The following is a 25,214-nucleotide window of genomic DNA, read 5'->3' on the forward strand; positions in this document are numbered from 1 at the left end:
ATATAAAAGTATTGTGCCTATTCAAATTGTTTACACCTTATTATATATAGGCATCTATATTCTATAGTTGTTAGCATTTTGCAAGTGAGCAATAAAACATAGAAAAGTATTAATAAGAATATAACAAAACCATTGGTAAGAATATAACAACCGAAAGCTGAGCACATAGTTATAATCTCACATTTTCAGCAATATTCCTTATAAATTTCCTTATAAATGATGATTGTATGTAAAAAAAGAAAGACGTAACTTTGCACCCACATTAAAAAGAACAAGAGTTATGAAATTTTCTTTCTTACTATGTACAGCACTCTTTCCACTTTGTGCAATGGCAGAAGTAACCGATTCAACAACCACACAACATCACATATTAAAAGAGGTTGTAGTGAATGGGTTTAAACAAGACAACATTAGTAAAGCTCCAATGTCAGTATCTGTGGCAGGGAGTCAGTTTATTAACCACAACGAATTAAATGGCTTACGCGATGTAAGTAGTGTGTTTCCAAATATTTTTATAGCAGATTATGGTGCACGACAAAATACACCTATCTACATTAGAGGTATTGGTTCTAAAACAAATGCCCCTTCTGTTGGACTATATGTTGATGGAATGCCCTATTTTGAACGGTCAGTTGTTGATTTAGATATAGCAGGAATCAACGGAATAGAAATTCTACGCGGACCACAAGGTACATTATATGGACGAAATTCTACAGGCGGACTTATCAATATTTATACCTATTCGCCATTAGAATATCAAAACACTATAGCCAAATTGAGTTATGGTTCGAGCAACGATTTACGTTTAGGCTTATCGCATTATCAGAAACTTACACAACGTTTAGGACTTCACGTAGCAGGAAATTATCATAGAAACGATGGATTTTTTCGCAATATAGCAACGGGAGAAAAAGCAGATAATTTGAAAAGTGCCAATGCAGAAATGGGATTAGCATGGCAAGCAGCTCCACTTTGGACAATGCGTTTGAATGTTCTTTTCGATCATTCTACACAAGGTGGTTATCCTTACGGAAAATATAACGTAACCAATAACACGGTAGAAGCTGTAAACTACAATCGTTACAGTAGCTATAGACGAAATGTTCTTTCGGCTGGCTTAAATTGGCTTTATAAAGGAGATAAAGTCCACTTCAATTCACAAACATCATTCCAATACAGTAAAGATAAACAATATATAGACCAGGATTTTACACCAAAAGACCTCTACTTTGTTATAACAGGACTAAAACAAACTCTCGTAAGCCAAGAGTTTACATTACGTTCGGCAAACAATAATAATCGCTATCATTGGATTATAGGTGCTTTCGGCTTCTACCAAAAATTAAATAATAGTGTTGAAACACAGTTCATAACAAAAGACTTTGCTACTCCTAAGTTCTATAATAATCCTACTTGGGGAGGAGCTATTTACCATCAGTCTACTTATGATATAACAAAAACACTATATGCTTCAATAGGATTGAGATACGATTATGAACGAGTAGGCGAAAACTATACAGCAAACAAATATAATCTAAGCACAGGACTTGCAAGTAATGTACAAACAGCAACGTATAAAGACCACATGCACTTTAGTCAGATAACACCAAAATTTACACTCAGCCAGCAAATTTCTGCCAACAAAATGGTGTATGCTTCTATAGCACGTGGTTATAAAGCTGGTGGTTATAATGTTACTTCTACTACACAGAAACTTCCAGCTTACGATCCAGAATACAATTGGAATTACGAAATTGGAGCAAAGTTGGCTTTCCTTAATGGAACTCTTCAAACAGAAATGAGTTTATTCTACATAGATTGGAAACATCAACAAGTAACAACTACCGTACCTGGTGTAGGAAATATTATTAATAATGCAGGACATTCTAACAGTAAAGGTTTCGAGCTTTCGGCAACTTATCGTCCTATAACAAGCTTAGAATTGCAAGCAAATTATGGTTATACTTATGCGCAATTCCTATATTATAAGAAAAGTGCAACCGTAGATTTTACTGGCAATATATTACCAATGGTGCCAAAACAAACTATGTCGTTTGTAGCTAATTATACACTTTCTAATGTAGCAGGATTAGATAAACTTATGTTTAATGCTGCACTTACAGGTACTGGAAAAATATATTGGACAGAAGATAACAAGTTAAAACAACCTTTTTATGCACTTCTCAATCTGAAGATTGCAGCAACAAAGGGACGTTTCACATGGGAAGTTTGGACAAAGAATACAACCAATACACATTATATGAGCTATGCTTTTGTTTCGTCTGCAGCATTTGCTCAACAAGGTAAACCTTTTATGATAGGCACATCTTTGGTGTTTAAACTTAATCCATAGTATCAGATTATCTTTTCTCGATGAACAAAAAACAAACGCAGAAGGTAGCTTATCTGTCTACCTTCTTTAGTCTATATATAGCTCAAGCAGTGCCTATGAGTTTTTTTACTACGGCACTGCAAGTTATTATGCGCGAACAAGCAGTGTCGCTATCCATTATTGGATTGCTACAAATAATAAAACTGCCATGGATATTAAAAGTGTTTTGGTCGCCAGCAATAGACCGTTATTGTAATACAGTACGCGACTATAAACGAGCTATTATTGGTGCAGAAATTACTTATGCACTACTTATTTTTATAACAAGCCTCTTCGATTTACATACAATTCTGCCCTCTTATTTCCATATTCTAATAGCAATAATACTTTTGGCTTTGGCAGCTTCAGCCACACAAGATATTGCAACTGATGCTTTAGCTATACGCACATCAACAACCAAACAACGCGGATTACTTAACAGTATGCAATCGATGGGTAGTTTTGGCGGAAGTCTTTTAGGAAGTGGTGTATTACTTATGGTGTTCCATTCGTATGGTTGGAATAGTGTAACACAATGTCTCAGTATTTTTGTTCTTATAGCACTTGTTCCACTATTGCTACACAAGAAACTTAGTTTCCAGCAAGAAACACAAACAAAACAGCGTGCTACGTGGAAAGACTTTGTACTATTTTTCACGCAAAAGGGCATAGCACGACAAATAGTTTTCTTAGTTCTCTACTATACAGGTATCATTGGCATTATGTCTATACTTAAACCTTTTATGGTAGATTTAGGTTACTCTATGAAAGAAATAGGTTTCATATGTGGCATTATTGGCATTGGTGCAGCCTTCGTTATGGCATATCCAGCAGGAATTTTGGTGCGTCGTTATGGCTATCAGCGTATGCGGTCTGTATTTGCATTCATAATGTTCCTGGCAACACTCATTTTTGTATTCCTATCTATAAACCAAAATTTCACAACAACTCTAACCTTAACCATAGCTATTGTTGTGTTATGGGGCAGTTATGGTATGGGAACTGTTGTGGTTTACACTTCATCTATGAAACATGTACGAGTGGGAAGAGAAGGTACCGATTTTACAATTCAAACCGTTATAACTCACTTGATGGGAATTATAATAGCAGTTATAGGCGGTGTCATTGCACATTATGTGGGCTATGCTGGAATGTTTGCTACACAAAGTGCCATTGCATTGGCATCTTTCTTCTACACTTTACAAATGAATAAAACAGTGAAATAATAATGAACGAAGCTCTTTTTAAGAAATATAATGTACCTGTTCCTCGTTATACAAGCTATCCAACGGCAAACGAGTTTGAAGCTTTCGATGCACAACGTTATCTGAAAGCTGTAGAAGCATCGAACAATGCAATTGCCGACAATATTTCCTTTTATATACATGTGCCTTTCTGCAGACATCTTTGCCACTATTGCGGCTGTAACTCTGTTGCGATGGCGAAACCTTCACGGGTGGAAGAATATTTCAACACACTACACAAAGAGATTGATTTACTGCTACCTCATTTGCACAAAAATCGTAAGATAAGTCAGATACATTATGGAGGAGGAAGTCCATCGTCAATGCCTTTACACTTTATTCGTTCGCTCAACGAACACTTATTGGAGGCTTTCGACACCATTGAACAACCAGAGATTGCTATTGAATGCCACCCTGGATATCTCGACACAACCGATTGGCAATACTTGCTCGACAGTGGATTTAATCGTTTCAGCTTAGGCATTCAAGATTTTAATGCGAATGTTTTGAACACCGTAAATCGTCGACCATCTATTTTGCCTGTTGAAGATATTATGAATATATTGCGTAAAGGCGGTGCAAAGGTGAACTTCGATTTTATTTATGGCTTGCCCGGACAAACTGTAGCAGAGTTTGTTTCTACTATAGAAGCTGCCATAAAACTACACCCTAACCGCTTAGTTACCTTTAGTTATGCACACCTGCCAAGTATTTTTAAACGACAAATGATATTGGAGAAAGCTGGCTTGCCCCCACAAACCGAAAAACTAAAAATGTTTGAAGAGGCTTCTAAACTTCTTCAGGCGGAGGGCTATTGTGCTATTGGTATGGACCACTTTGTGTTGCCCGACGATGATTTGAATGTGGCTTTACAGCACCAAACTTTGCATAGAAACTTTCAAGGCTATTGTCCACGTCGCATTACAGCACAAGTTTATGCCTTTGGCGTGTCGGGCATCAGTCAGTTAGACGAGGCGTATGCACAAAACACGAAAGATATTTCTGCCTACATTTCGCAAGTAAATGCAAACCAATTGCCCATTGCAAAAGGTTACGCTTTGGCTTCGTGGCAGCGCATAACACGCGAAGTAATAGAATGTATTATGTGCAACAACTCTGTGAATTGGAACGATATGGCTAAAAGGTTGCATTGCTCGGTTGATGATATTAAGCAAGCTGTACACTACGATGAGATGCAACTGAAAGAACTTCAGACTGATGGTTTGATTACATTCGATACCAATTCGGTGAAACTAACTAACGATGGTATGACCTTTGTGCGTAATGTTGCTGCTACTTTCGACCCCATGATGCGCAACAATCATAAACTATTTTCAAAACCAGTATAAACTCTTTATTCTTTGCACAATGCAAAACGAAACACAACATATTATAGACACCATTGTTATAGGTGCCGGACTTACAGGACTAACTACTGCACACACGTTGCGAAAGCACGGCAAAGAGGTGGTTGTGTTAGAGAAAACAAATAGGATTGGCGGACAAATTCAAACTCATCAACAAGATGGTTTCACGTTCGAAAGCGGACCAAACACGGGTGTTGTAAGCTATCCTGAAGTGGCTGAACTATTTAAAGATTTGGAAAAAGAAGGCTGCACACTCGAGGAGGCACACAACGAAGCTAAGCAACGGTGGATATGGAAAGGTAAAAAGTTTTATGCCTTACCATCTAACTTGATTACTGCGATACGCACACCGCTATTCAGTTGGACAGATAAGTTTGGAATATTGCTCGAACCTTTCCGTGCAAAGGGTACCAATCCAAACGAAGATGTAGCATCAATGGTTGTTCGACGACTGGGTAAAAGCTATTTAAACTATGCTGTAGACCCATTTATTTCGGGTGTATATGCTGGCGATCCGCACTCGCTCATTACACGATATGCACTGCCAAAGCTCTACAACTTGGAACAGAACTATGGAAGTTTTATTCGTGGAGGCATAGCCAAAGGAAGGGAAAGGAAGACTGAACGCGACCGATTGGCTACTAAAAAGGTGTTCTCGGCGGTAGGCGGATTGCAACATCTGGTGGACGCTTTGGCACAATCGGTAGGATTTCAGAATATAGTTTTGCAAGCCAACAATGTTGTTGTTACACCGCTGGAAGGGATATGGCAGGTGAACTATATCAATACAAGTGGCGAAAAAATAAGTTTGCATAGTAGGCACGTGGTTACAACTGTGGGGGCTTACGAGCTAAAAACTATGTTGCCCTTTGTTGATAACGCCGACATTATGCCTATCTCTGCCCTACACTACGCACCCATTGTGCAAGTTAGCGTGGGATTAACCAATGCGCAAGGTGTTGAAAATAAAGCCTTCGGCGGACTTATTCCTACTTGCGAGCAGCAACAATTGTTGGGCATTCTTTTCCCATCGGCTTGCTTTTCGCATCGTTGTCCTACACAGGGCGCACTCTTTTCCTTCTTCCTCGGTGGGGTGAAACATGCTGAAATGCTTACGAAGAACGATAACGAATTGTGCGAAATAGTAACCAAAGCATTGCCTACTATGCTTCGGTTTCCACACGATATACACCCTGAGATGATACGAATATTCCGACACGAGCGTGCCATTCCACAGTATGAACTATCGAGTGGCGAGCGTTTTGCAGCCATTACACGCATTGAACAGAACTATAAGGGCTTAATAATAGGTGGTAATCTGCGCAACGGCATTGGTATGGCAGACCGTATTAGGCAAGCTGTTAATATAGCAATGCAACTTGTAAGGGCAGATGCTAAATAGGGTGAGTTTATATTGTTAAAAACAAAAGTAGCCGTTAGAAGCTCGGCTTATTTTGTTTTATTGCTAAGCATACCTATATATTTCATAACCAAAATGCAGCAAACAACCTTTTAGCAAGAATACGAAAGTTATCAAAGGTTAATGGTATAAAGATAAAACAATATGGGTGCGATGTAACGCCCAATTAAGACGAAACAACAAAACAGCAGGCATCTAATTAGTTAGATGTCTGCTGTTTTTTGCTCTACACAATGGTATTGCTCCGTTATTTCTATGGCGTAGTGTTTGTTCATCAACAATTGCACATTCGTAGATCCATAGATATACATTCGTAGATCCATAGATATACATTCGTAGATCCATAGATATACATTCGTAGATCCATAGATGTACATTCGTTTCAGTATAGTGTATATACACTGGTAAAACCATTTATCTAACGATAAATAGAGCATAAGCCATAGTGTTGTTGGCAGCAAACCATAGTGCTGCCAACAGAAGGCAATAGTGGTACAGAGCGGAGAGCGGATATTTACTTTTTATTGCCTTTTGCGTCGAAGTGGTAATTGAAGGTTAAGCAAACGTAGTGGTGCAGAAATTCGTTCCACTTTTCGGTACGATTTGTTGAGTTTACGTTAAGTTCATAATAGCGGTTTTGGTTCAGAATATCGTCGAAACTTAATTCAATCCAGTTCTTACTCTTCTTCCAAACATAACGAATGTAGCCCTCCCATATTATGCGGTGACGGTTCAGAGTCTGCGATAAATAGCCTGTTGTGGCTTTGTCTTGTATTTCGTTGTTTATCTCCCAGCCTTTCCACTTCAGTGTTGCGCGCAATCCGTAGACATATTCAATAGGTGTGTTGTTGTATTGGCTCGCCAGCGAGTATCTGTTTCGTTGCAAATTAATTTCTCCGAAGATGCCAGCTTTCAGCCAATCGCTTTCGTACGAAAGTTCGGGATTTGATACGAAAGTAAACATTTTCAGTTGGTTTTGCTCTTGTGCAGCGTGTCCATTGAAATCGGCAAGATAGCCATACGCTTTCTTGAAATGCGCTTCTGCCTTGTTGGAGAAGTGTATGTAGTCGCCAAAACTTCGGTCGTAGGTTACTTCAGCGAACCAATCGTTGCCGCTTCGCACGTTTTCGCTGTGGCTACGGTACACGCCTGTTTGTGGGTCGAAGTTATATACTGTAGCAATAGGATTGATAATGTGTGTGTATCCCACTTTAAAGAGAAACATAGCTTGCTGTTTTGTCGCTGTGGCAGCATAGTTTAACGAGGTTGTATGCTGATGACTGCGATGCAATAGAGGGTTTCCTTCTACTATCCAGAATGGGTCGGTGTCGTCGCGATAGCCCAATGTAGCCAGCAGGTCGGGCAGCTTTGTTGTGTAGTTGAATGCAATATCGAAGCGATTATTCTTGTTCAACTTCCATTTAACAGCCATTCCCGGCATAAAGGTATTACTATTGCGGTGTGCCACAGTGTCTAATCTACCACGCTGATAGTTCAGTTGTTCCCAATCGAAATTATAGTCTACGGTAGGAATAAACTGCCAATTGCCCACCTTGTAAGTTATACCAAGCGTACTTGTGGCATTGGTTTCTAAGTGTTTACTTCGATAGCTGTTGGCTACATCGAGCACACTCTCAGGGTCGCTTTCTATTTTCGAAGCAATGGGCGAACTGTAAAAGCTCTGCCGAATGTTATTGTTACTAGCCTTAAATTGCTCTGCTGCGGTTAGCATAAGAGCATCGTTTATGTGGTATTCCAATGCAGCCTTTCCGCTTACCTCTATGTTATGATAGGGTGCGCGGCTGTATTGATAGAGTGGCGAAGATGTTCCTTTGTTTATATACTCCAGCTCGCGATGAGCATCAAAACGATTATTGCCATTCTGGTATTCCATTTCGGCATTGATTTCCAACTGTGCCTTCTTGGCAATGAAGTGTTTCCAGATACCTTCAAGTTTAATTCCTCCACCTTCGTTTATTTGTTGCTGGTACGAACGTTCTCGGTTTATGATGTGCCGATAGACTGCATCGCCGTGCCCTGCGCTTAGTGCTAAGTCTAAAGGAAAATCGCCATAAGGCTTCGTATCGGTGTCGAAGCGTGCGCTACCTGTCTCTGTATTGTTTCGTTGCAATGTGTAATTGAAAATTAAGTGTGCTGCAGCGATGTTATTTCTATCTACAAACGACAGCAATTCGGCACGCACTTCGGGTGCTATTTCGTGGTTATAGTGTTTCGTTCGGTTGAGGCTCCACGTTGTTACATTGTTTGGCGAGAAGTATTGTGCGGCTTCGTAGTCGGTTCCCCAACCATCTTTGTGATTGAAGTTAGAAGAAAGTGCAACAAAGTGATATTCGTTGGCTATTGCTTTCCAATTGTGCTGATAGCCTAAGGCTGCATTCTGTGCCTTGCCGAAATAGTCGAAGTCGCCACTTTCCCACCAGCTTGTACCTACTTTCTGATATCGGTTTACATTGTTAGCATCGAATTGGAACATAATAGGATTTTTATCGCTGAGCTTTGAAGAACTTATGGAGGCTTGGTAGTTCTTGGGCGATTGTAGCTTTGCCTTTATGTCGCCATACCATTTATCCATAAATCCCGCCTTTATTTTAATGTCCAACACTTGGTCTTCCTTGCCGTCGTCTTTGCCCGAATGTTTGGCAAAGTCGCTCGCTTTGTTGTAGCTTTTAATGTTCTGAACAGCCTCTGCAGGCAGGTCGGCAACGATTCCGCTTCCTCCGAATATATCGTGTCCGTTCATTTGTAGGCGCAAAGGTTTGTCGTTCCAGTAGAGTTTGCCGTCCTTTTTCGTTACGCCCGGCAGCTTTTCTATAAGTTCTTTCAGTCGAGCACCTTCGGTTAGCTTGAATGCAGCAGGGTTAAACACAATCGTATCGCCTTGTATGGTGAAACGTTTAGCCTTTGCCGACACCATCACTTCATCGAGTACAACGTCTGACGGTTGCAGTCTGAACTCCCCTAACTTTATGGTGTCGGCAGTCGAACCGCTTCCACAGTAACCTCTCTTCTTGGTATCGTGGTAGCCTAAGAGACTCACCGTAACCGTTAGTCTCCCTTCAGAGGAGCACTGATTGCTGAAATTACCCAACGAGTCGGTAGTGGTAGTGATGACATGAATGGATCCACCCATCTTGCACTCCATCCGTACAGACGCCATTGCCAAAGGTTCGCCCGTCTTGTCGTCTACAGCTTTACCCGTAACAATATCTGCACTTACCATCATTGGTATGCTCACCAATAAGGTAAGTATAAGGCTAAATAAACATTTCTTTTGTTTCATAGATGCTGCGTTGTTTATTATTAGATTAGTTTTATCGTTATAATATGTTGCAAATTTAATACTTTCTTTTGATATTGGCGCATTTACCCCCCACTTTCCTTAAAATATCTTGATTCCTAAGCTACACTTTTAAATTGCACAAGCAACTGTATTGATTTCTTAAAGCTTCTTTATCCTGTCAGTACAGTAGTCTTACTTTCGAAGCAATGCCTACTGCGTGTTTGCGTGCATTTTTATTATAACAATGTAATAAGTAGTGCTTTCCTACGTTATAATACCAATGGAGAAACTTAGAATACTTACATATATGTTGTTGTTAGCTGTTGTTGGATTAGTAACGGCTTGCAACGATGATGATACTTTTACGACATCGAAGAACAATCTGTTGGTATTTTCAACAGATACGGTGAAACTTGACACTACGTTCTCGAAAGTACCAACCCCCACAAAGACTTTCTGGGTATACAACCGGTCGGGTAACGGAATTCGTCTTGCAAATGTTCGATTGGAGCAAGGCAACCAAACGGGTTTCAGAGTAAATGTAGATGGCATTTACTTGGGGCAGTCAAATGGCTATCAGGTGAATGGGCTTGAAGTGCGAAACAAGGATAGCATTCGTGTCTTCGTAGAACTTACAACACCAAAGAACGGTAAGACCAATCCGCAGTTAGTGGAAGACAACCTCGTGTTTACGCTCGAAAGTGCAGTGCAACAAAAAGTAAACCTAAAGGCGTACAGTTGGGACGCCGAACTATTGAAGAATATTGAGGTAAAGCACGACACCACCATACAAAGCACAAAGCCCATTGTGGTGCAGGGAGGCATAAAGGTGAACGAGGGCGCAACGCTTACCATTGGTGCCGGAACCACGCTTTATTTCTCCAATAAGGCAGGCATTGACGTGCACGGACAGCTGAAAATAGCAGGAACAGCCGACAGGGTTGTTACGCTTCGGGGCGACCGTTTGGACTATATGTTCAATTATTTGCCATACGACCGTGTGAGCGGACAGTGGCAAGGCATTCATTTCAATACGTCGAGTTACGATAACGAGATTAACTTTGCCGATATTCATTCCACTTACAACGGCATTGTGTGTGATTCGTCGGACGTTAATCGCACTACTCTTTCGCTTCATCGAAGCACCATTCACAACTGTCAGGGCTATGGATTGCTAGCCACTAATTGCAAAATAGATATCAGCAATTGTCAAATAACAAACACACTGAAAGACTGTGCTGCTTTCTTTGGCGGCAACGTTACCTTGAGCCATTGCACCCTTGCGCAGTTCTATCCGTTTGATGGTAACCGTGGTGCAGCCTTACGCTTTGGAAATAGCAACGATGGAAAGCAATATGCGCTACAACAATTCAATGTTTTTAATACGCTTATTACTGGTTATGCTGAAGATGTTATAATGGGAGCGTTTACTGACGAGGCAGCTCAAAACTTCAAATTCGACCATAGCATATTGCGCACCGTAAAGCCAAAAGAGCCTGATGCCACTAAGTATGTAGACGTTATATGGGAAGAAGCTACAGACACTGTACAATCGGGCGAGAAACATTTCCGAAAGATAGACGGCGACAAACAAGCTTACGACTTTCATCTCTCAGAGAAATCGAAAGCTCGCGATATGGGAATAGTACTCCCAAACGGTATTAGCGCAACCGACCACGATGGTTTTGCACGCGATAACAAGCCCGATATAGGTTGCTACGAATACAGACCAGAATAAGAGAAGAGCAAGAAACTGTTTATGGAACAAATAGAAATAAACATAAAAATAGGTGTTTGCCAACTTGAAGAACTATCTGACAACGAACAAGCGCTTATAAAAACAGCTATTGAAGCCACCAAAAATAGCTATGCGCCTTATAGCCACTTCAGCGTAGGAGCAGCATTGCTATTGGAGAATGGAGATATGGTGATGGGAGCAAACCAAGAAAATGCCGCCTATCCATCGGGACTCTGTGCAGAGCGGTCGGCTATATTTGCAGCGCAAAGCACACACCCAGACCAACCCATAAAGGCATTGGCTATAGCCGCACGCAATGGTAATGGACTAATGAAGCTGCCCATTGTGCCGTGCGGAGCATGCCGACAAGTTGTATTGGAAATTGAAGACCGCTATAAAAAGCCTGTTCGTATCTTACTTTATGGCACAGATGGCATTTACATTATTAACACTATAAAAGACTTGTTGCCGCTACAGTTTATTGGTGAATCAATGAAATAAATAAACAATATACAGCATTAGGCATAGCTATTGCAGACATTTTGCTACCCAACAACGGCACCACTACAATGCAGAATACACTTTAGCATATTTGTTGCTATCATTTTATAAATCTCAATATATAAGTTTGTTTTATGGAAAAATTACCCAAAGACCCTGCAATGCTTGTAAGCGCAGTAAACATGCTCTTACGCGACGAAGAGTTTGATACTCTTTCATCGCTCTGCAATAACTTTAACGAAGATTGTACCGAACTGAAACAACGGCTGCTTGAAGCTGGATTCGAATATAGCGAAACCCAAAAACAGTTCCGTCCCATAGGCTTCGATAAATAATTATTGCAACAATAAACCTATAATATGTAACTAACGAACAGCGATGTGCCTAATTGCAGACACATCGCTGTTTTTATTTCAATCAACTGCAATAAATAAAACGGCATTCGCAACACCCGCCTAATACACAAGAATACAAACATATACACACCATTTAACACGCATATATACTACCTAAAAACCACATTCATGGTGCATAGAAACGCATTATGCCCGCATAAGAAAGAGACAATTTACACTATAATACAATCATATTCTTACTCGCATTATATAATGGTATATCTATACTGGCATAGTTTTATTTACGTGTAAGTAAAACTTTACTTACGTGTAAGTAGAACTTTACTTACGTGTAAGTAAAACTCTACTTACGTGTAAATAAAACCATCTGATACTGAAGAGAACAATACGATAGCATAAAGAAAATGTTACGAGACACTACTAACAATGTTATGCAAGCATAATTGCGCATTGCGTTTTAACCCAAACAAACTATTAGCAGTATGGCATATTTTAAATTTTTGTTGAGCAGATAGCTTTTCTTTATACTGAAAGCATAGCAGATTAGAACAAGTTTGAAAGGCAAGTAAAATAGCCGACAAGAAAACGAAAAATAGCAAGAAATATAGAAAGAATGGTGTAAACAAAAATATGATAATATTATAGTTTAATAACCAACAAAAGTTAAATGCCACTTTAAGTTCGAATAAATGAACAATTATATTGACGAAACAGCAACTTTTACATATAAAAAAGAAACTATTATGAATAATAAGACAACAGCCTGTTAGCACAAAAGCAATATTTTTGCATTCGTAAATTCTACTATTCCTATTTGAGTTTAGGAAGATTTGGTAGCAATTTAAACGAAGATATAATGTAAAGAGGTTGCAAACACCTTGACACACTATAGAGAAACAAATTATAGAACCGTCCGATTAAGGGCACAAAGCCACACAACGAAAGTAACAGTAGGCTTAATATACCTTATTATATAGATAATTGAAACTATCGTATAGATTAATTGGAACTGTAATATAGATTAATTGGCACTCTAATATAGACGAGGAAAGAAAAATATAACTTACTATTATAGCACATCATGAAGAAAATTAGATTTATGCTTTTTGCATTGCTTGCAATGTTATATGCAACTAATGCAAGCGCCCTAATTGTGGGCAACAAGATTACAAGAGATGGTCTTACGTACGAGGTTACGTATATGGACGTAGCACACGACGGACATCCCGCTAGGTACGAAGCGAAATTTGTTTCGTCTAACTTATCGGGAGCACTCACCATTCCATCTACCGTAATGGACGAAAACAACCAGTACACGTTCAATGTAACTGCTATTGATGCCAACAGTACGGTGCCCAATGCCACATCTGTTTCAATACCTAACAGTGTAACTACTATTAATGCAAACGCATTTAAAGGAAACAACATTACAAGTATCACCATTCCATCTACCGTAACAGACATTAAAGACGGTGCATTTTCGCAAATGAAAGGCTTAACATCTATAAATGTAGAAAGCGGAAGTGCAAAGTATTCGGCAACAGATGGCGTGCTTTACGAGAATAGAAGCGAAGGAAAGTTTTTAATTAGCTATCCTGTTGCAAAACAAGGAACAGCCTACGGTGTAGGCGGAGAAGAGTTTACAGTACCCGAAGGTGTTGTTGGCATTGCAACAAATGGCTTCCAATGTGCAGCAACACTTACACGCATAAATCTCCCAACAACGCTAACTCAGCTTCCTACCACCAACGAGGCTAATGGGTTTACCAGTGCAACCAATCTAAAAGAAATAAAAGTAGCCAGTGGTAACACAGCTTTTAAAGATATTGATGGCGTTGTTGTAACAAGCGATGGCAAGAAACTTATTGCTTATCCTAACAATAAAGGCGGTATTGTAGACGCTAACTACGATGCGCCAACATCTATAGACCCTACACATGCAAAGGCTAAAGGAAACTATTACGAAATTCCTGCTGGTGTAGAAACAATAGCAAAGGGTGCATTTGCACAAGTTCAAACCATTACAGCCGTAAAACTTAAAGATGTAAAGAAGATTGAAGAAGGTGCATTTTATTCTGTACGCAATCTAAGAAATGTAGAAATATCTGCTTCAGTACAAGAGATTGCTAACGGTGCTATTAGCGGAACACCCGACCTTTTAGGTTTTAAAGTAGATGCAGGAAATCCTTATTACACAGCTGATGCAGAAGGCGTAGTATACACAAAAGACTTTAGCGAATTGGTTCTTTACCCATCTGGTAGAACAGGAGAATACACAACACACCCTAATACAAAGAAAATTCGCAATCGTGCATTCTATTATGCGCAGAAATTAACTAAGATAACATTCAACTCTGGTTTAGAAGAAATAGGAAAGGACGTATTTCAGGGTGCAGCTTCTTTAAAAGAAATAGAATATGAGCCTACGGCTACACTTAAAAAGATTGGAACATTTGCTTTCTATGGAACAGGATTAGAGAAACTCACAATTCCAGCTTCTGTAGAAGAAATTGGTTGGAGTGCTTTTAGTCCAACAAAGCTAAAGAGCGTAGAGGTAGAAGCTAACTCTAATTTAAAGACCATTGGAAGCGATGCGTTTGCTAATAACCCAAACTTAGAAGAGTTTAAATTCTTAGGCGAAACAAAGCTGGAGACCATAGAGACAGGTGCATTTAGAGGCAATACAAAGTTAAAGGAGTTTACCATACCAAAGACAATAAAGACTATACAACGTGGTGCGTTCGATGGTAATTCGTCAATGGAGAAGGTTACTTTTGAAGAACCTTCAGTTATTGAAACTATTGGCGAAGGAGCTTTCCAAGGAGCAAGTGCTTTGAAAAGAATAGAACTTCCTGTTTCTGTAACTACTATTAAGAAAGATGCATTTAACACTTGCAAGAGCTTAACAGAGATTGTTATTCCAAAGAATGTTAGCAGTATAGACCCAACAGGCTTCCAGGAATGTGCAAAGCTAGAGAAGTTTACAGTAGACAAGAACAATGCTACTTATTCTAGCGTTGATGGATTCTTACTTAGCAAAGATAAGAAAGTGTTGAAAGCATTCCCACCTGCAAAGGCTAATACCTATTACACCTTGCTACCTCCAACACTTGAAGAAATTGGTACGCAAGCTTTCTACTACGTACAAGCGTTAGAGAATATTACCATACCAGAGAATGTTAAGAAGATAGATGAGTTTGCTTTCGACCGTACTGCAAAGTTAAACACCATTGCATTCTTAGGAAAAACTCCTATCACTAACATCCACCCATCGGCATTCAATCCTGCCAATGTTAATACACACAACATTCAAATAAGCATTCGTAAAGAAGCACAAGCAGCCTTTGCCGCCGATCACTACTGGGACAAATTTAAGCAAGTGGGCATTTCGTTCTTTAAAGAGACAAACGGACAGGGCAATGGCTCTACTGAATTCTTCCCATTATCTAATAAAGCTGTTATGGTGGTTGATGTGAAAGCAGATGTGTACACCTACGTTGTGCCAAACACAGTGGAGAATGCAGACGACCATGACAAGATGTACGAAGTGCGTCTTTGGGGCGACTATGCAATGAAACAGAACACAACAAACATAAAGGAGATTGTTTTTAGAAATACGCTCGACTATGTAGGGCTTGATGCTTTCAATAAAGCAGACGGCTCATCTACTGTAGAAAGCATATTCTTTACAAGCCTCAACCCTACAAAGGATATGAGTTCTACCAAGTGGGAATATGGAAACACTTATAGTGAATTTAACCCTAACTTGAAGATTTATGTAAAGAAGACTGCTCTTACACACTACAAAGACGAAGATCACGAGCATGCTGGTTGGGAGCGTTACGCTTCACAAATAAGCTATAAAATACCTTATATAGGTGCTGCCAGTGCGCCTGCAATAGCTAAAAAGTATGGTACGTTCGCACGCGAATTCGATGCAGACTTTAGTATCTATAATACAGAAAATGGCTCTGGCAAAGTAGCTGCTTTTATAGCACCAGTGCGCATTGATGCTGGTGGTGGCGATTATGGTAATGCTACCTACCATGTGAAAATGACAAGTGTAGACGAAAACGGTGGTGTAAGTGGAAACTATAGCTATATACCTGCCGAAACTGGTACTCTTCTGAAAGTTATGGATGCTGAAGCTCTACCAACCGATTTCTACTATGCCATTGGTGAAGAAGATGCAACACCACATACCATTACTAATAATATGATGTACGGAGTTACCGTTCGCGATAAGGCTATTGCAGTGGGTGCAGACCCAATATATGTTATAGCTGCCAACCAGGGCATCTTTATGAAGGTAACAAGTGCACTGAATATGCCTGTACATAAAGCATACGCTAAAATTAGCGGCGTACCAGCAGGTGCAAAAGTTGCTTTCGTGTTCGACGATAATAACGAAACAACTGGTATTACAACTGTTAATAACACTGCAAACGGAACAACAGGACAGAATGTTTACTACAATTTAAACGGTCAGCGCATAGCAAAACCGCAACACGGAGTATACATTGAAAACGGCAAAAAAGTTATTGTTAAGTAAGAAAGGAAATATTATGACACACAAAGAGTATACAACACCGTTAACTAATATAAATATTCTCGCTATAGAGAACCTTATGATAACAGCCAGTCCTAGTATTGGTGGAACATTTCCTACAGGCGGTACCGTTGGAGCGAAGCCTACAACTTTTGACTACAACGAAGATGAGGGAGACGATAATGACGACCCATATTACATTAATTGGAGCAAATAGGGAGGCACTAAATAACAAAACGCATAGAAGTCTATAAAGAGTTTAAATGTTCTAACCAAAATCATTAGCTGAATATAGGCATAAACTATGCACCATAGAAGCTCGCAAGCTATAAAAAAAATGCTTGCGAGCTTTTTCGTATTATTGCACAAACAAATGTGTAAAAACACCACCAATAGCTTACAACATTATAGCTACATTCGTATTGCCTCATTCAATATTTTGAATTACAACACTAAAGCAAACTATCTTTGCAACATACAGAAACACCTAACAACATATCTCTTTTTAGATGCTTATAACAACACTTACATTAAAATATTACAGAATGGAGAAGAACATATTCATCATCTTAATAAACACCTTTTACGTATTATAATATAACCCAATAACGGCTGTAACTTGTTATGATATCTAATTTGTAAATAATAGACATCTAAAACGAAACTGACAGATATCTGAGACGAAGCTGACAGATATCTGAGACGAAGCTGACAGATATCTGAAACGAAAGCAACACAAACATCTGAATATTCCATTTAGTTTGTGTGTAAATTGTAGATATTACTTATAAGCTATCCGCCAATATCCTACAATGCTCATTTTTCTTAAATTTCTCCATACATTTATATTATATTCACAACAAAAATTGTAATTTTACACCCAAAATAAAAACCAATGATATTAAACCCTAAGCAAAATGGAACAAAACGAACAGAACGAAACGGCTAAAAAGCCAAAGCAGATATTGCCCAACGGTATAATTTGTCTGCTAATCATTATTGCCTTATTCGGTAGCATAGGCTGGGTAATGGGCGTTGCCCCAATGCTTAACACCATAATGCACACAGCACACGACTTGCTATTGAACACTTGTTTCTACCTAATGGCAATCTGTGTACTTACAGGTGCCTTAGGCAAACTCCTTGTAGAATTTGGCGTAGTAGACCTTATAGAAAAAATTCTACGCCCATTAATGCGCCCGTTATTTCACCTTCCAGGCGTAGCATCGCTCGGAGCCATATTAACATTCCTTTCAGACAACCCTGCAATTATAACATTAGCACAAGACAAACACTTTAGCAAATACTTTAAAAAGTACCAATACATATCGCTCACAAACTTTGGAACAGCATTCGGTATGGGACTTATTGTTATTGTATTTATGCTGGGGCAAGGCTATTTTGCAGAACCACTAATAGGCTTTGTTGGTGCTTGTGTAGGGTGCATTGTTTCAACACGGTGTATGCAGCACTTTGTAATAAAGGCGTATCCACAGTATCTCACCGAAAACGCACTCGATGCAGAAACATTCGAAAAACAAGTAGAACGCCCACTACACGAAGAAGAGAAATCTGTATTTCTACGCACACTTAATTCGTTGCTCGATGGAGGTAAAACAGGTGTAGATGTAGGCGTAGCCATTATTCCAGGAGTGCTTATTATATCTACCCTCGTAATGATTCTCACATTCGGTCCAAGTAAAAGCGGTGAATTTACAGGTGCTGCCTACGAAGGCATAGCTGTATTACCCAAAGCAGCCAACTATTTAAATTGGCTATTAGAACCTTTATTTGGTTTTACCGACCCACACCAAGTAGCCTTTCCCATTACAGCACTCGGAGCAGTAGGAGCAGCATTAAGTCTTGTTCCAAACTTTCTTTCGCACGGTTGGATAGACGGAAACGCTATTGCAGTATTTACAGGCATGGGTATGTGTTGGAGTGGTTTTCTTAGCACACACACAGCTATGCTCGACACAATAGGCTATCGCGAACTAACCTCAAAAGCCATTCTTTCTCACACCATAGGAGGTTTTGCAGCAGCATTAGTAGCACATTGGGGCTATTTGCTATACACTATGCTCTTGTAAATGTAAATGCCATAAGCAAAACAATAAAAAGATAGCTGATAAGTGTTAATATTTTGTGTATTCTAAGTTTTTTATTATCTTTGCAATCTATAAAAATAGGTATTAAAGGAATAAAAATGATTATGGGAAAAAAAGCACTTTTGATGATTCTCGATGGCTGGGGTCTCGGGAAACATGGTAAAGGAGATGTTATTTACAATACACCAACACCTTATTTAGATTATTTAAATGCAGTCTCATCGCACTCACAGCTACAAGCATCAGGCGAAAATGTAGGTTTACCAGACGGTCAAATGGGCAATTCGGAAGTTGGTCACCTTAATATTGGTGCTGGACGAGTTGTATATCAAGACTTGGTAAAGATTAATAAAGCTTGCGAAAATGGCGATATACTGAAGAACAAAGAAATAATTAGCGCTTACAGCTACGCACAGAAAACAGGCAAGAAGTTGCATCTTATGGGCTTAACTTCTACGGGTGGCGTACATTCTTCGCTAAACCATCTGCACAAATTAATAGAAATAGGCAAAGAATATGGTTTAAAAGAAGTTTATGTACATTGCTTTATGGACGGTCGTGATACCGATCCTAAGAGTGGCGCAGGCTTTATTGCCGATATTCAGCAAACTTGCGATGCCAATGGAGCACACATAGCATCTATTGTTGGTAGGTTCTATGCAATGGATCGCGATAAACGTTGGGAGCGAGTAAAAGAGGCTTACGATCTGCTGGTTGAGGCTAAAGGAAAACAAGCCACCAATATGGTAAAGGCAGTAGAAGAGAGTTATGCCGACGGAGTTACCGACGAGTTTATTAAACCCATTAACAATGCTAACGTAAATGGAACAATAGGCGAAGGCGATGTAGTTATCTTCTTCAACTATCGTAACGACCGTGCAAAAGAACTTACTTACGTTCTTACACAACAAGATATGACAGAGCAAGGTATGCACACCATAAAGGATTTGCAATACTATTGTATGACTCCATACGATGCTAGTTTTAAGGGTGTACACATTCTGTTTCCAAAAGAGAATGTAACTATGACGCTTGGCGAATACCTAAGTAAATTAGGTAAAAAGCAATTGCACACAGCTGAGACTGAGAAATATGCACACGTAACTTTCTTCTTTAATGGTGGTAGAGAAGAACCTTACGAAGGCGAAGATCGTATACTAGTGGCATCGCCAAAAGTTGCAACTTACGACCTGAAACCAGAGATGAGTGCTTTCGAAGTAAAGGATAAGTTAGTTGCAGCAATCAATACTGCAGAGTACGATTTTATTGTTGTAAACTTCGCTAACGGTGATATGGTTGGTCATACTGGTGTGATGAATGCCATTGCAAAGGCTGTTTACGCAGTAGATACATGTGTAAAAGAGGTTATTGAGGCTGCTAAAGCTAACGATTATGAAGCAATTATTATTGCCGATCATGGTAATGCAGACAATGCATTGAACGAAGATGGTACGCCAAACACAGCACACTCGCTAAACCCAGTACCATTTATCTACGTTACCAATAACAATTCTGCACGTGTAAAGTCTGGACGATTAGCTGACGTTGCACCTTCTATTCTCCATATTATGGGTTTAGATCAACCCAAAGAGATGACTGGTGAATGCTTGATTGAAGATAAATAAAGATAAAAACAATGGTTTAGCCCTATCGGAACAATATCTGATAGGGCTGAATTGTATCTAAAATGAATGCTATGATAGATATTGAAGCATCGTGGAAACAGTACTTGAAAAACGAATTTGAGAAACCTTACTTTGCCAAACTCACCGAAAATGTGCGCAACGAATATAAGAATGGTCTATGCTTTCCACCAGCAAAACTTGTTTTCAATGCTTTTAATCTTTGCCCGTTCAATAAAGTTAAAGTGGTTATTCTTGGACAAGATCCTTATCACGAACTAGGACAAGCTATGGGGTTAAGCTTTTCTGTGCCAGATGGAATAATGCTTCCACCATCGCTCCAAAACATTTATAAAGAGATACACAGCGATCTTGGTAAACCTATACCTACATCTGGAGATTTAACACGATGGGCAAAACAAGGTGTACTATTACTTAATGCAACACTTACAGTACGTGCACACGAAGCCAATAGTCATCAAGCTTTAGGTTGGCAAAACTTTACCGATGCTGCTATAGAAACTATTAATACACATAGAGAACACATTGCTTTTATGCTTTGGGGCGGTTTTGCTCGTTCGAAAAAACGATTGATAGATACCAATCGACATTGTATAATCGAATCAGTACATCCTTCTCCATTATCGGCAAATAGAGGCGGTTGGTTCGGTCAGCATCAGTTTTCACGTTGCAACGCTTATTTAAAACAGTATGGATTAGGCGAAATAGATTGGTAAAAAGCATATTTTGGAAAGATAGAACGAAAGAATGAGCGGTAAACAGATGATACCTATCTTACATATTAATGGTACAGATGTTCCTCTTGAGGCTTCATGGGAAGAAAATTTGAGGGGAGAAATTGAAGAACCTTACTTTGCTGAACTCGTTGAAAAACTAAATAGCGAGTATGAAAATGAAGTATGTTATCCTTCAAAAGAGCTTATTTTCAATGCTTTTAATCTTTGTCCGTTTAATAATGTTAAGGTTGTTATTCTTGGGCAAGACCCTTACTATAGGAAAGAACAAGCTACGGGTTTAAGTTTCTCTGTTCCAAAAGGAATAAAGCTACCGCTATCGCTCCGAAAGATTTATAAAGAGATAGAAGATGACCTTCGCAAGTCTATACCTGAATCGGGCGATTTGACTCGTTGGGCTGAACAAGGTGTTTTGTTACTGAATACAACACTGACAGTGCGTGAGGCTAAACCCAATAGTCATAAGAGATTAAAATGGCAGAACTTTACAGACGCTGCTATTAAAGCATTAAATAAAAACCGTGAACACATTGTATTTATGCTTTGGGGAAACAATGCAAAGAAGAAAAAGAACCTAATAGATATCAATAGACATTGTATAATCGAATCATATCATCCTGCTGCAAGGCAAAGATATAAATTTAAAAAGCACCAATTTACATGTTGCAACGCTTATTTAAAGCAGCAGGGGTTGGACGAAATAGATTGGTAAATCCATATTTAGGAAAGAGAAAAGGAAAGAAATGAGCGATAAGAAGATGATGCCTATCTTGCAAGTTGGCAATGTTTTGATTTCACCCGATATTATAACAGAAAAGTTCTGTTGCGATCTTGATGCTTGTAAGGGGATATGTTGCGTGGAAGGAGATGCTGGCGCACCTGTTTCTATGGAAGAAATTGCAGCTATTGAAGATGTTGTTGATACTGTATGGGGCGACCTTAGCGCTTCGGCACAATCTGTTATTGATAAACAAGGAATAGCTTATACCGATAGAGATGGCGATTTAGTAACAAGTATTGTACATGGAAAAGACTGCGTATTTACGTTTTACGATAAAGAATGTTGTCTTTGTGCATTAGAACGTTCGTATCGTGCAAAGAAAACTAACTTTGTGAAACCTATTTCGTGTGCTCTCTACCCCATTCGCTTAAAAGTGTTTAATAATAACCTAATTGGTCTGAACTATCACAGATGGGATATATGTAAAGATGCCGTAAGAAAGGGTAAAGAGTTAAATTTACCTATTTATAAATTCTTAAAAGGTCCGCTTATTCGGCGTTTTGGCAAAGAATGGTATACCGAATTAGAGGCTGTTGCCAAACATTTATTAAGCGAATAACATATAAATGTATATTCCATAGAAAACTACTTATTATTAAAAAAGGTGCACCAAGATATAAACTTGACGCACCCAATATTGTTATTTCGTTGCTCCTTTTAAATTATCATTTATATATTTACGACTTACTGCTATTTGGAAAGTAGGTCGAATAGTAAAACTTTGTGGACTTTTTTCTTTCACCTCATAACCCAAAATAAGTTCTTCTTTCCCATCTTTCTCTAAAGATATATTACTAATATCAGGCGATTTGTTGCTTTCTGGAAAAACCTTCGCAATAACAAAGTCTTCATTAAAATCTATTTTAGTAGGCTCACCATCTGTTCCCATATAAGCAGCTTCGCCGAAATATCTATTAAAATCTTCTTGCGTTGTAAGTTTCAACAATTGGTCGCCTTTTGGAGCATCGTTCCTATAGAAATAGTTTTTGAGTTCTGTGAACTGCACAACTTTAGTACCTGTTGAACAAGAAGTTGCTAACATTGCAAAACCAACAATTGTCATAAAAATAGTTTTCTTCATCTCTTATTCCTCATTAATAAATTAATAGGGGCGCAAAATTACAATCTTTTTTCGTTTCATCAACTACTTATCTCATACATTTAAAATAAATTAGTTTTCTTTATTCGCTTCTGTTTCCATAGCAATCTTCGTTTTTAGTCGTCGTAAAAGCCAGAAGAAAGCTGGAATTAGAAATAAATCTGCCATTATCCATGCTATTGGATCTGCATAACAAACACCTATCCACGCAAGGGCAGGTACTAACCAAAAGCTCACACCACACCGTGCAATCATCTCCATAACACCACTCATCATACTTAAATTGCTATAACCGAGTCCTTGAATACTATAACGCAGAATAACCAAAATACCCAAAACTGGGTAAAACCAGTTGGCAATACGCATAAATTGAGCAGCATTAGCAATAACATCTTGTTCGCCACTATTAACAAAAAGCGACATCATTTCATCGGCAAATGGATAAATCACAGCAACAGTTAAAACAAAATATACCATCATTATCCACATAGCATCGCGAACTCCTATCTTAACACGCGATAGTTTTTGTGCTCCAATATATAGCCAAGAATAAGTGGAACGGCAAACTTTATAATAGCACGAAAAGGAGCACCAGCAATCATACTTTCTGCATAAAACGATAATTTAGAAGATTGTTCTGGCATAAACAAACTATTTTCTTCTATTAATATTGTTAATTATCCGTTGAATACGTTTTTAGTAATGTGCAGATATTGCTTTTTTAAATTTCATGAGCAAACACCTCACGTAAAATATCAAAACTTTGAAGTTCGGGCATATTAGGTAAATGAAGTTTATAATAACGCAATACTATTTCAGTAATTCGGTTACGGTCATCGTGCGAAAGTTTAAAAAGTTTCATCGTGTCAAAATTCATTCGCATCAGATTGTACAAATGCCCAGCATCTGCTGCGTTTAAAAAATCGGTATGTAAAGGCATTGACAATGTAAAACAACCATTACGCAAATCGAAAAAACAGCCAGGAGTAAAATCCTCTAAAAACGGATGAAATCCAAGAAACTTACCAAGACGCATCATAAAAACAAGATGAAAGTTTGCAAAATCCTCGTATGCATTATCCAACCACTCTAAACTTGTACTTATATATGTAAATAAGGTGGGGTTTTCTTGTTCGTTACGAGTAGCATAATAAATAAATTCAGAAAGGAAAAGCGATATACAAGACTTTGCAGGATCAATAGGAATAGAAGAATAAGGCAAACTTACTCGTACATCTTTAATACGTTGCAAATTGCTTCGTTGCCTAAAGTCGTATTCAAAATCCAGTAAAGTCATCGGTTGGAAATACTGTTTTTTAATCTTTCCTTTCGATGTTTTCGGAATATGCACCATAAATGACACACGTCCCGACGATTTCGTCAAAACATCAACTATTAGCGACGATTCTCCAAAACGAACGCTTCTCAATACTATACCCCTTGTTTTTGTTATCATAAAAACCTTTCTACGAGTACAAAGTTACAAAAAACATAATAGTAAGAAAAAATATATCAATAAAATTTGGATAATTAAAATAAAACTTATACCTTTGCACCCGCAAAACAACAGATGGTCTCTTCGTCTATCGGTTAGGACACAAGATTTTCATTCTTGTAAGAGGGGTTCGATTCCCCTAGAGACTACAAACAAAAATAAAAAGTAAAGATGGCAAATCATAAATCATCACTTAAAAGAATCCGCCAAGACAAGGTGAAGACTTTGCACAATAGATATTACGCAAAGACAATGCGTAACGCCGTTCGCAAATTTCGTAACATCTCTGATAAGGAAGAGGCTGTTAAGTTGTATCCAACCATACAAAAGATGCTTGATAAACTTGCAAAAGTAAATATCATTCATAAAAATAAAGCGGCAAACTTAAAGTCTGGTCTTTGTCATCACATTGCTTCACTTGGATAAAGTGTAAGTAAAGTCATAGCAAATAAAGAATAAGAAAAGGTTATAGTCTGAAAAGACTATAACCTTTTTCTTTATATAAAC

Annotated in this window: 19 protein-coding genes, 1 tRNA gene and 1 pseudogene; 16 read left to right on the forward strand and 5 right to left on the reverse strand. The window is 38.7% G+C overall.

The window, feature by feature from the left end; translation table 11 throughout:
- Positions 1 to 280: 280 nt before the first annotated feature.
- From DX009_RS08725 to hemG, 4 genes are read left to right on the forward strand one after another with little or no spacing between them, the layout of a single operon-like run.
- Positions 281 to 2,353 carry a TonB-dependent receptor gene (locus DX009_RS08725; RefSeq protein ID WP_115083714.1) on the forward strand — a complete coding sequence of 691 codons (2,073 nt, stop codon included), beginning with the start codon at positions 281 to 283 and terminating at the stop codon, positions 2,351 to 2,353.
- A 20-nt stretch (positions 2,354 to 2,373) separates the two neighbouring features.
- On the forward strand, positions 2,374 to 3,597 hold the full coding sequence (locus DX009_RS08730; protein WP_410525571.1) for an MFS transporter: 1,224 nt from the start codon (positions 2,374 to 2,376) through the stop codon (positions 3,595 to 3,597).
- Between the two features lie 2 nt (positions 3,598 to 3,599).
- A complete protein-coding gene (hemN, locus tag DX009_RS08735; protein WP_115083715.1) occupies positions 3,600 to 4,964 on the forward strand; it encodes an oxygen-independent coproporphyrinogen III oxidase in 1,365 nt (454 codons plus the stop codon).
- A 19-nt stretch (positions 4,965 to 4,983) separates the two neighbouring features.
- On the forward strand, positions 4,984 to 6,384 hold the full coding sequence (gene hemG / locus DX009_RS08740) for a protoporphyrinogen oxidase (RefSeq protein ID WP_115083716.1): 1,401 nt from the start codon (positions 4,984 to 4,986) through the stop codon (positions 6,382 to 6,384).
- 532 nt (positions 6,385 to 6,916) lie between these two features.
- Here the strand turns inward: hemG and DX009_RS08745 are convergent.
- The gene (locus tag DX009_RS08745; protein WP_115083717.1) at positions 6,917 to 9,703 is read right to left on the reverse strand and encodes an outer membrane beta-barrel protein; all 2,787 of its coding nucleotides are present in this window, start codon (positions 9,701 to 9,703) and stop codon (positions 6,917 to 6,919) included.
- Positions 9,704 to 9,983: 280 nt separating this feature from the next.
- On the opposite strand from DX009_RS08745, the gene DX009_RS08750 reads away from it, so the two are divergent.
- From DX009_RS08750 to DX009_RS08800, 10 genes are all read left to right on the forward strand, one after another.
- Positions 9,984 to 11,441 carry a right-handed parallel beta-helix repeat-containing protein gene (locus DX009_RS08750; protein ID WP_115083718.1) on the forward strand — a complete coding sequence of 486 codons (1,458 nt, stop codon included), beginning with the start codon at positions 9,984 to 9,986 and terminating at the stop codon, positions 11,439 to 11,441.
- Between the two features lie 21 nt (positions 11,442 to 11,462).
- Complete coding sequence (gene cdd / locus DX009_RS08755) at positions 11,463 to 11,942, forward strand: cytidine deaminase (RefSeq protein ID WP_115083719.1); 480 nt, start codon at positions 11,463 to 11,465, stop codon at positions 11,940 to 11,942.
- Between the two features lie 134 nt (positions 11,943 to 12,076).
- Positions 12,077 to 12,277 (forward strand): DUF4250 domain-containing protein, encoded by a 201-nt coding sequence (locus DX009_RS08760; protein ID WP_006044190.1) that lies wholly within the window; start codon positions 12,077 to 12,079, stop codon positions 12,275 to 12,277.
- Positions 12,278 to 13,379: 1,102 nt separating this feature from the next.
- Complete coding sequence (locus DX009_RS08765) at positions 13,380 to 16,850, forward strand: leucine-rich repeat domain-containing protein (RefSeq protein WP_115083720.1); 3,471 nt, start codon at positions 13,380 to 13,382, stop codon at positions 16,848 to 16,850.
- Between the two features lie 13 nt (positions 16,851 to 16,863).
- Positions 16,864 to 17,064, forward strand: coding sequence for a hypothetical protein (locus tag DX009_RS08770; protein ID WP_147278674.1), 201 nt, complete (start codon positions 16,864 to 16,866; stop codon positions 17,062 to 17,064).
- A gap of 700 nt (positions 17,065 to 17,764) precedes the next feature.
- Complete coding sequence (locus tag DX009_RS08780; protein ID WP_006044185.1) at positions 17,765 to 18,937, forward strand: nucleoside recognition domain-containing protein; 1,173 nt, start codon at positions 17,765 to 17,767, stop codon at positions 18,935 to 18,937.
- A gap of 122 nt (positions 18,938 to 19,059) precedes the next feature.
- Positions 19,060 to 20,580, forward strand: a complete 1,521-nt coding sequence (gene gpmI / locus DX009_RS08785; RefSeq protein ID WP_115083853.1) for a 2,3-bisphosphoglycerate-independent phosphoglycerate mutase — start codon at positions 19,060 to 19,062, stop codon at positions 20,578 to 20,580.
- Positions 20,581 to 20,651: 71 nt separating this feature from the next.
- Positions 20,652 to 21,314, forward strand: coding sequence for a uracil-DNA glycosylase (gene ung / locus DX009_RS08790; protein WP_115083854.1), 663 nt, complete (start codon positions 20,652 to 20,654; stop codon positions 21,312 to 21,314).
- Positions 21,315 to 21,345: 31 nt separating this feature from the next.
- Positions 21,346 to 22,044, forward strand: a complete 699-nt coding sequence (locus DX009_RS08795; RefSeq protein WP_115083723.1) for a uracil-DNA glycosylase — start codon at positions 21,346 to 21,348, stop codon at positions 22,042 to 22,044.
- Between the two features lie 31 nt (positions 22,045 to 22,075).
- The gene (locus DX009_RS08800; RefSeq protein WP_115083724.1) at positions 22,076 to 22,672 is read left to right on the forward strand and encodes a DUF3109 family protein; all 597 of its coding nucleotides are present in this window, start codon (positions 22,076 to 22,078) and stop codon (positions 22,670 to 22,672) included.
- An 81-nt stretch (positions 22,673 to 22,753) separates the two neighbouring features.
- Here DX009_RS08800 and DX009_RS08805 read toward each other — a convergent pair whose 3' ends face one another.
- The 4 genes and pseudogenes from DX009_RS08805 to recO all read right to left on the reverse strand — a co-directional run bounded on the left by DX009_RS08805 (position 22,754) and on the right by recO (position 24,668).
- Positions 22,754 to 23,194 (reverse strand): hypothetical protein, encoded by a 441-nt coding sequence (locus DX009_RS08805; protein ID WP_115083725.1) that lies wholly within the window; start codon positions 23,192 to 23,194, stop codon positions 22,754 to 22,756.
- 90 nt (positions 23,195 to 23,284) lie between these two features.
- A pseudogene (locus DX009_RS08810) lies at positions 23,285 to 23,758 on the reverse strand (MATE family efflux transporter); the annotation flags it as partial.
- Complete coding sequence (locus DX009_RS13330) at positions 23,716 to 23,856, reverse strand: hypothetical protein (RefSeq protein WP_181792328.1); 141 nt, start codon at positions 23,854 to 23,856, stop codon at positions 23,716 to 23,718. The gene DX009_RS13330 and the pseudogene DX009_RS08810, both read right to left, overlap by 43 nt.
- Before the next feature lie 77 nt (positions 23,857 to 23,933).
- The gene (gene recO / locus DX009_RS08815; RefSeq protein ID WP_006044177.1) at positions 23,934 to 24,668 is read right to left on the reverse strand and encodes a DNA repair protein RecO; all 735 of its coding nucleotides are present in this window, start codon (positions 24,666 to 24,668) and stop codon (positions 23,934 to 23,936) included.
- A gap of 116 nt (positions 24,669 to 24,784) precedes the next feature.
- On the opposite strand from recO, the gene DX009_RS08820 reads away from it, so the two are divergent.
- Positions 24,785 to 24,856, forward strand: a tRNA-Glu gene (locus tag DX009_RS08820).
- A 22-nt stretch (positions 24,857 to 24,878) separates the two neighbouring features.
- On the forward strand, positions 24,879 to 25,133 hold the full coding sequence (gene rpsT / locus DX009_RS08825) for a 30S ribosomal protein S20 (RefSeq protein WP_006044176.1): 255 nt from the start codon (positions 24,879 to 24,881) through the stop codon (positions 25,131 to 25,133).
- Positions 25,134 to 25,214 lie beyond the last annotated feature (81 nt).

Origin of the sequence: Prevotella pallens (assembly GCF_900454935.1) — a bacterium.
Lineage (GTDB): Bacteria > Bacteroidota > Bacteroidia > Bacteroidales > Bacteroidaceae > Prevotella > Prevotella pallens.

Bases quoted from the DNA above. Each gene is read 5' to 3' on its own strand.
- DX009_RS08730 (WP_410525571.1), top strand. From the start codon at position 2,374: ATGAACAAAAAACAAACGCAGAAGGTAGCTTATCTGTCTACCTTCTTT.
- DX009_RS08760 (WP_006044190.1), top strand. From the start codon at position 12,077: ATGGAAAAATTACCCAAAGACCCTGCAATGCTTGTAAGCGCAGTAAAC.
- DX009_RS08745 (WP_115083717.1), bottom strand. From the start codon at position 9,703: ATGAAACAAAAGAAATGTTTATTTAGCCTTATACTTACCTTATTGGTG.
- DX009_RS08805 (WP_115083725.1), bottom strand. From the start codon at position 23,194: ATGAAGAAAACTATTTTTATGACAATTGTTGGTTTTGCAATGTTAGCA.
- DX009_RS08725 (WP_115083714.1), top strand. From the start codon at position 281: ATGAAATTTTCTTTCTTACTATGTACAGCACTCTTTCCACTTTGTGCA.
- DX009_RS08750 (WP_115083718.1), top strand. From the start codon at position 9,984: ATGGAGAAACTTAGAATACTTACATATATGTTGTTGTTAGCTGTTGTT.
- gpmI (WP_115083853.1), top strand. From the start codon at position 19,060: ATGGGAAAAAAAGCACTTTTGATGATTCTCGATGGCTGGGGTCTCGGG.
- recO (WP_006044177.1), bottom strand. From the start codon at position 24,668: ATGATAACAAAAACAAGGGGTATAGTATTGAGAAGCGTTCGTTTTGGA.
- DX009_RS08800 (WP_115083724.1), top strand. From the start codon at position 22,076: ATGAGCGATAAGAAGATGATGCCTATCTTGCAAGTTGGCAATGTTTTG.
- DX009_RS08780 (WP_006044185.1), top strand. From the start codon at position 17,765: ATGGAACAAAACGAACAGAACGAAACGGCTAAAAAGCCAAAGCAGATA.
- DX009_RS08795 (WP_115083723.1), top strand. From the start codon at position 21,346: ATGAGCGGTAAACAGATGATACCTATCTTACATATTAATGGTACAGAT.
- DX009_RS08770 (WP_147278674.1), top strand. From the start codon at position 16,864: ATGACACACAAAGAGTATACAACACCGTTAACTAATATAAATATTCTC.
- DX009_RS08765 (WP_115083720.1), top strand. From the start codon at position 13,380: ATGAAGAAAATTAGATTTATGCTTTTTGCATTGCTTGCAATGTTATAT.
- DX009_RS13330 (WP_181792328.1), bottom strand. From the start codon at position 23,856: ATGCCAGAACAATCTTCTAAATTATCGTTTTATGCAGAAAGTATGATT.
- ung (WP_115083854.1), top strand. From the start codon at position 20,652: ATGATAGATATTGAAGCATCGTGGAAACAGTACTTGAAAAACGAATTT.
- cdd (WP_115083719.1), top strand. From the start codon at position 11,463: ATGGAACAAATAGAAATAAACATAAAAATAGGTGTTTGCCAACTTGAA.
- hemG (WP_115083716.1), top strand. From the start codon at position 4,984: ATGCAAAACGAAACACAACATATTATAGACACCATTGTTATAGGTGCC.
- rpsT (WP_006044176.1), top strand. From the start codon at position 24,879: ATGGCAAATCATAAATCATCACTTAAAAGAATCCGCCAAGACAAGGTG.
- hemN (WP_115083715.1), top strand. From the start codon at position 3,600: ATGAACGAAGCTCTTTTTAAGAAATATAATGTACCTGTTCCTCGTTAT.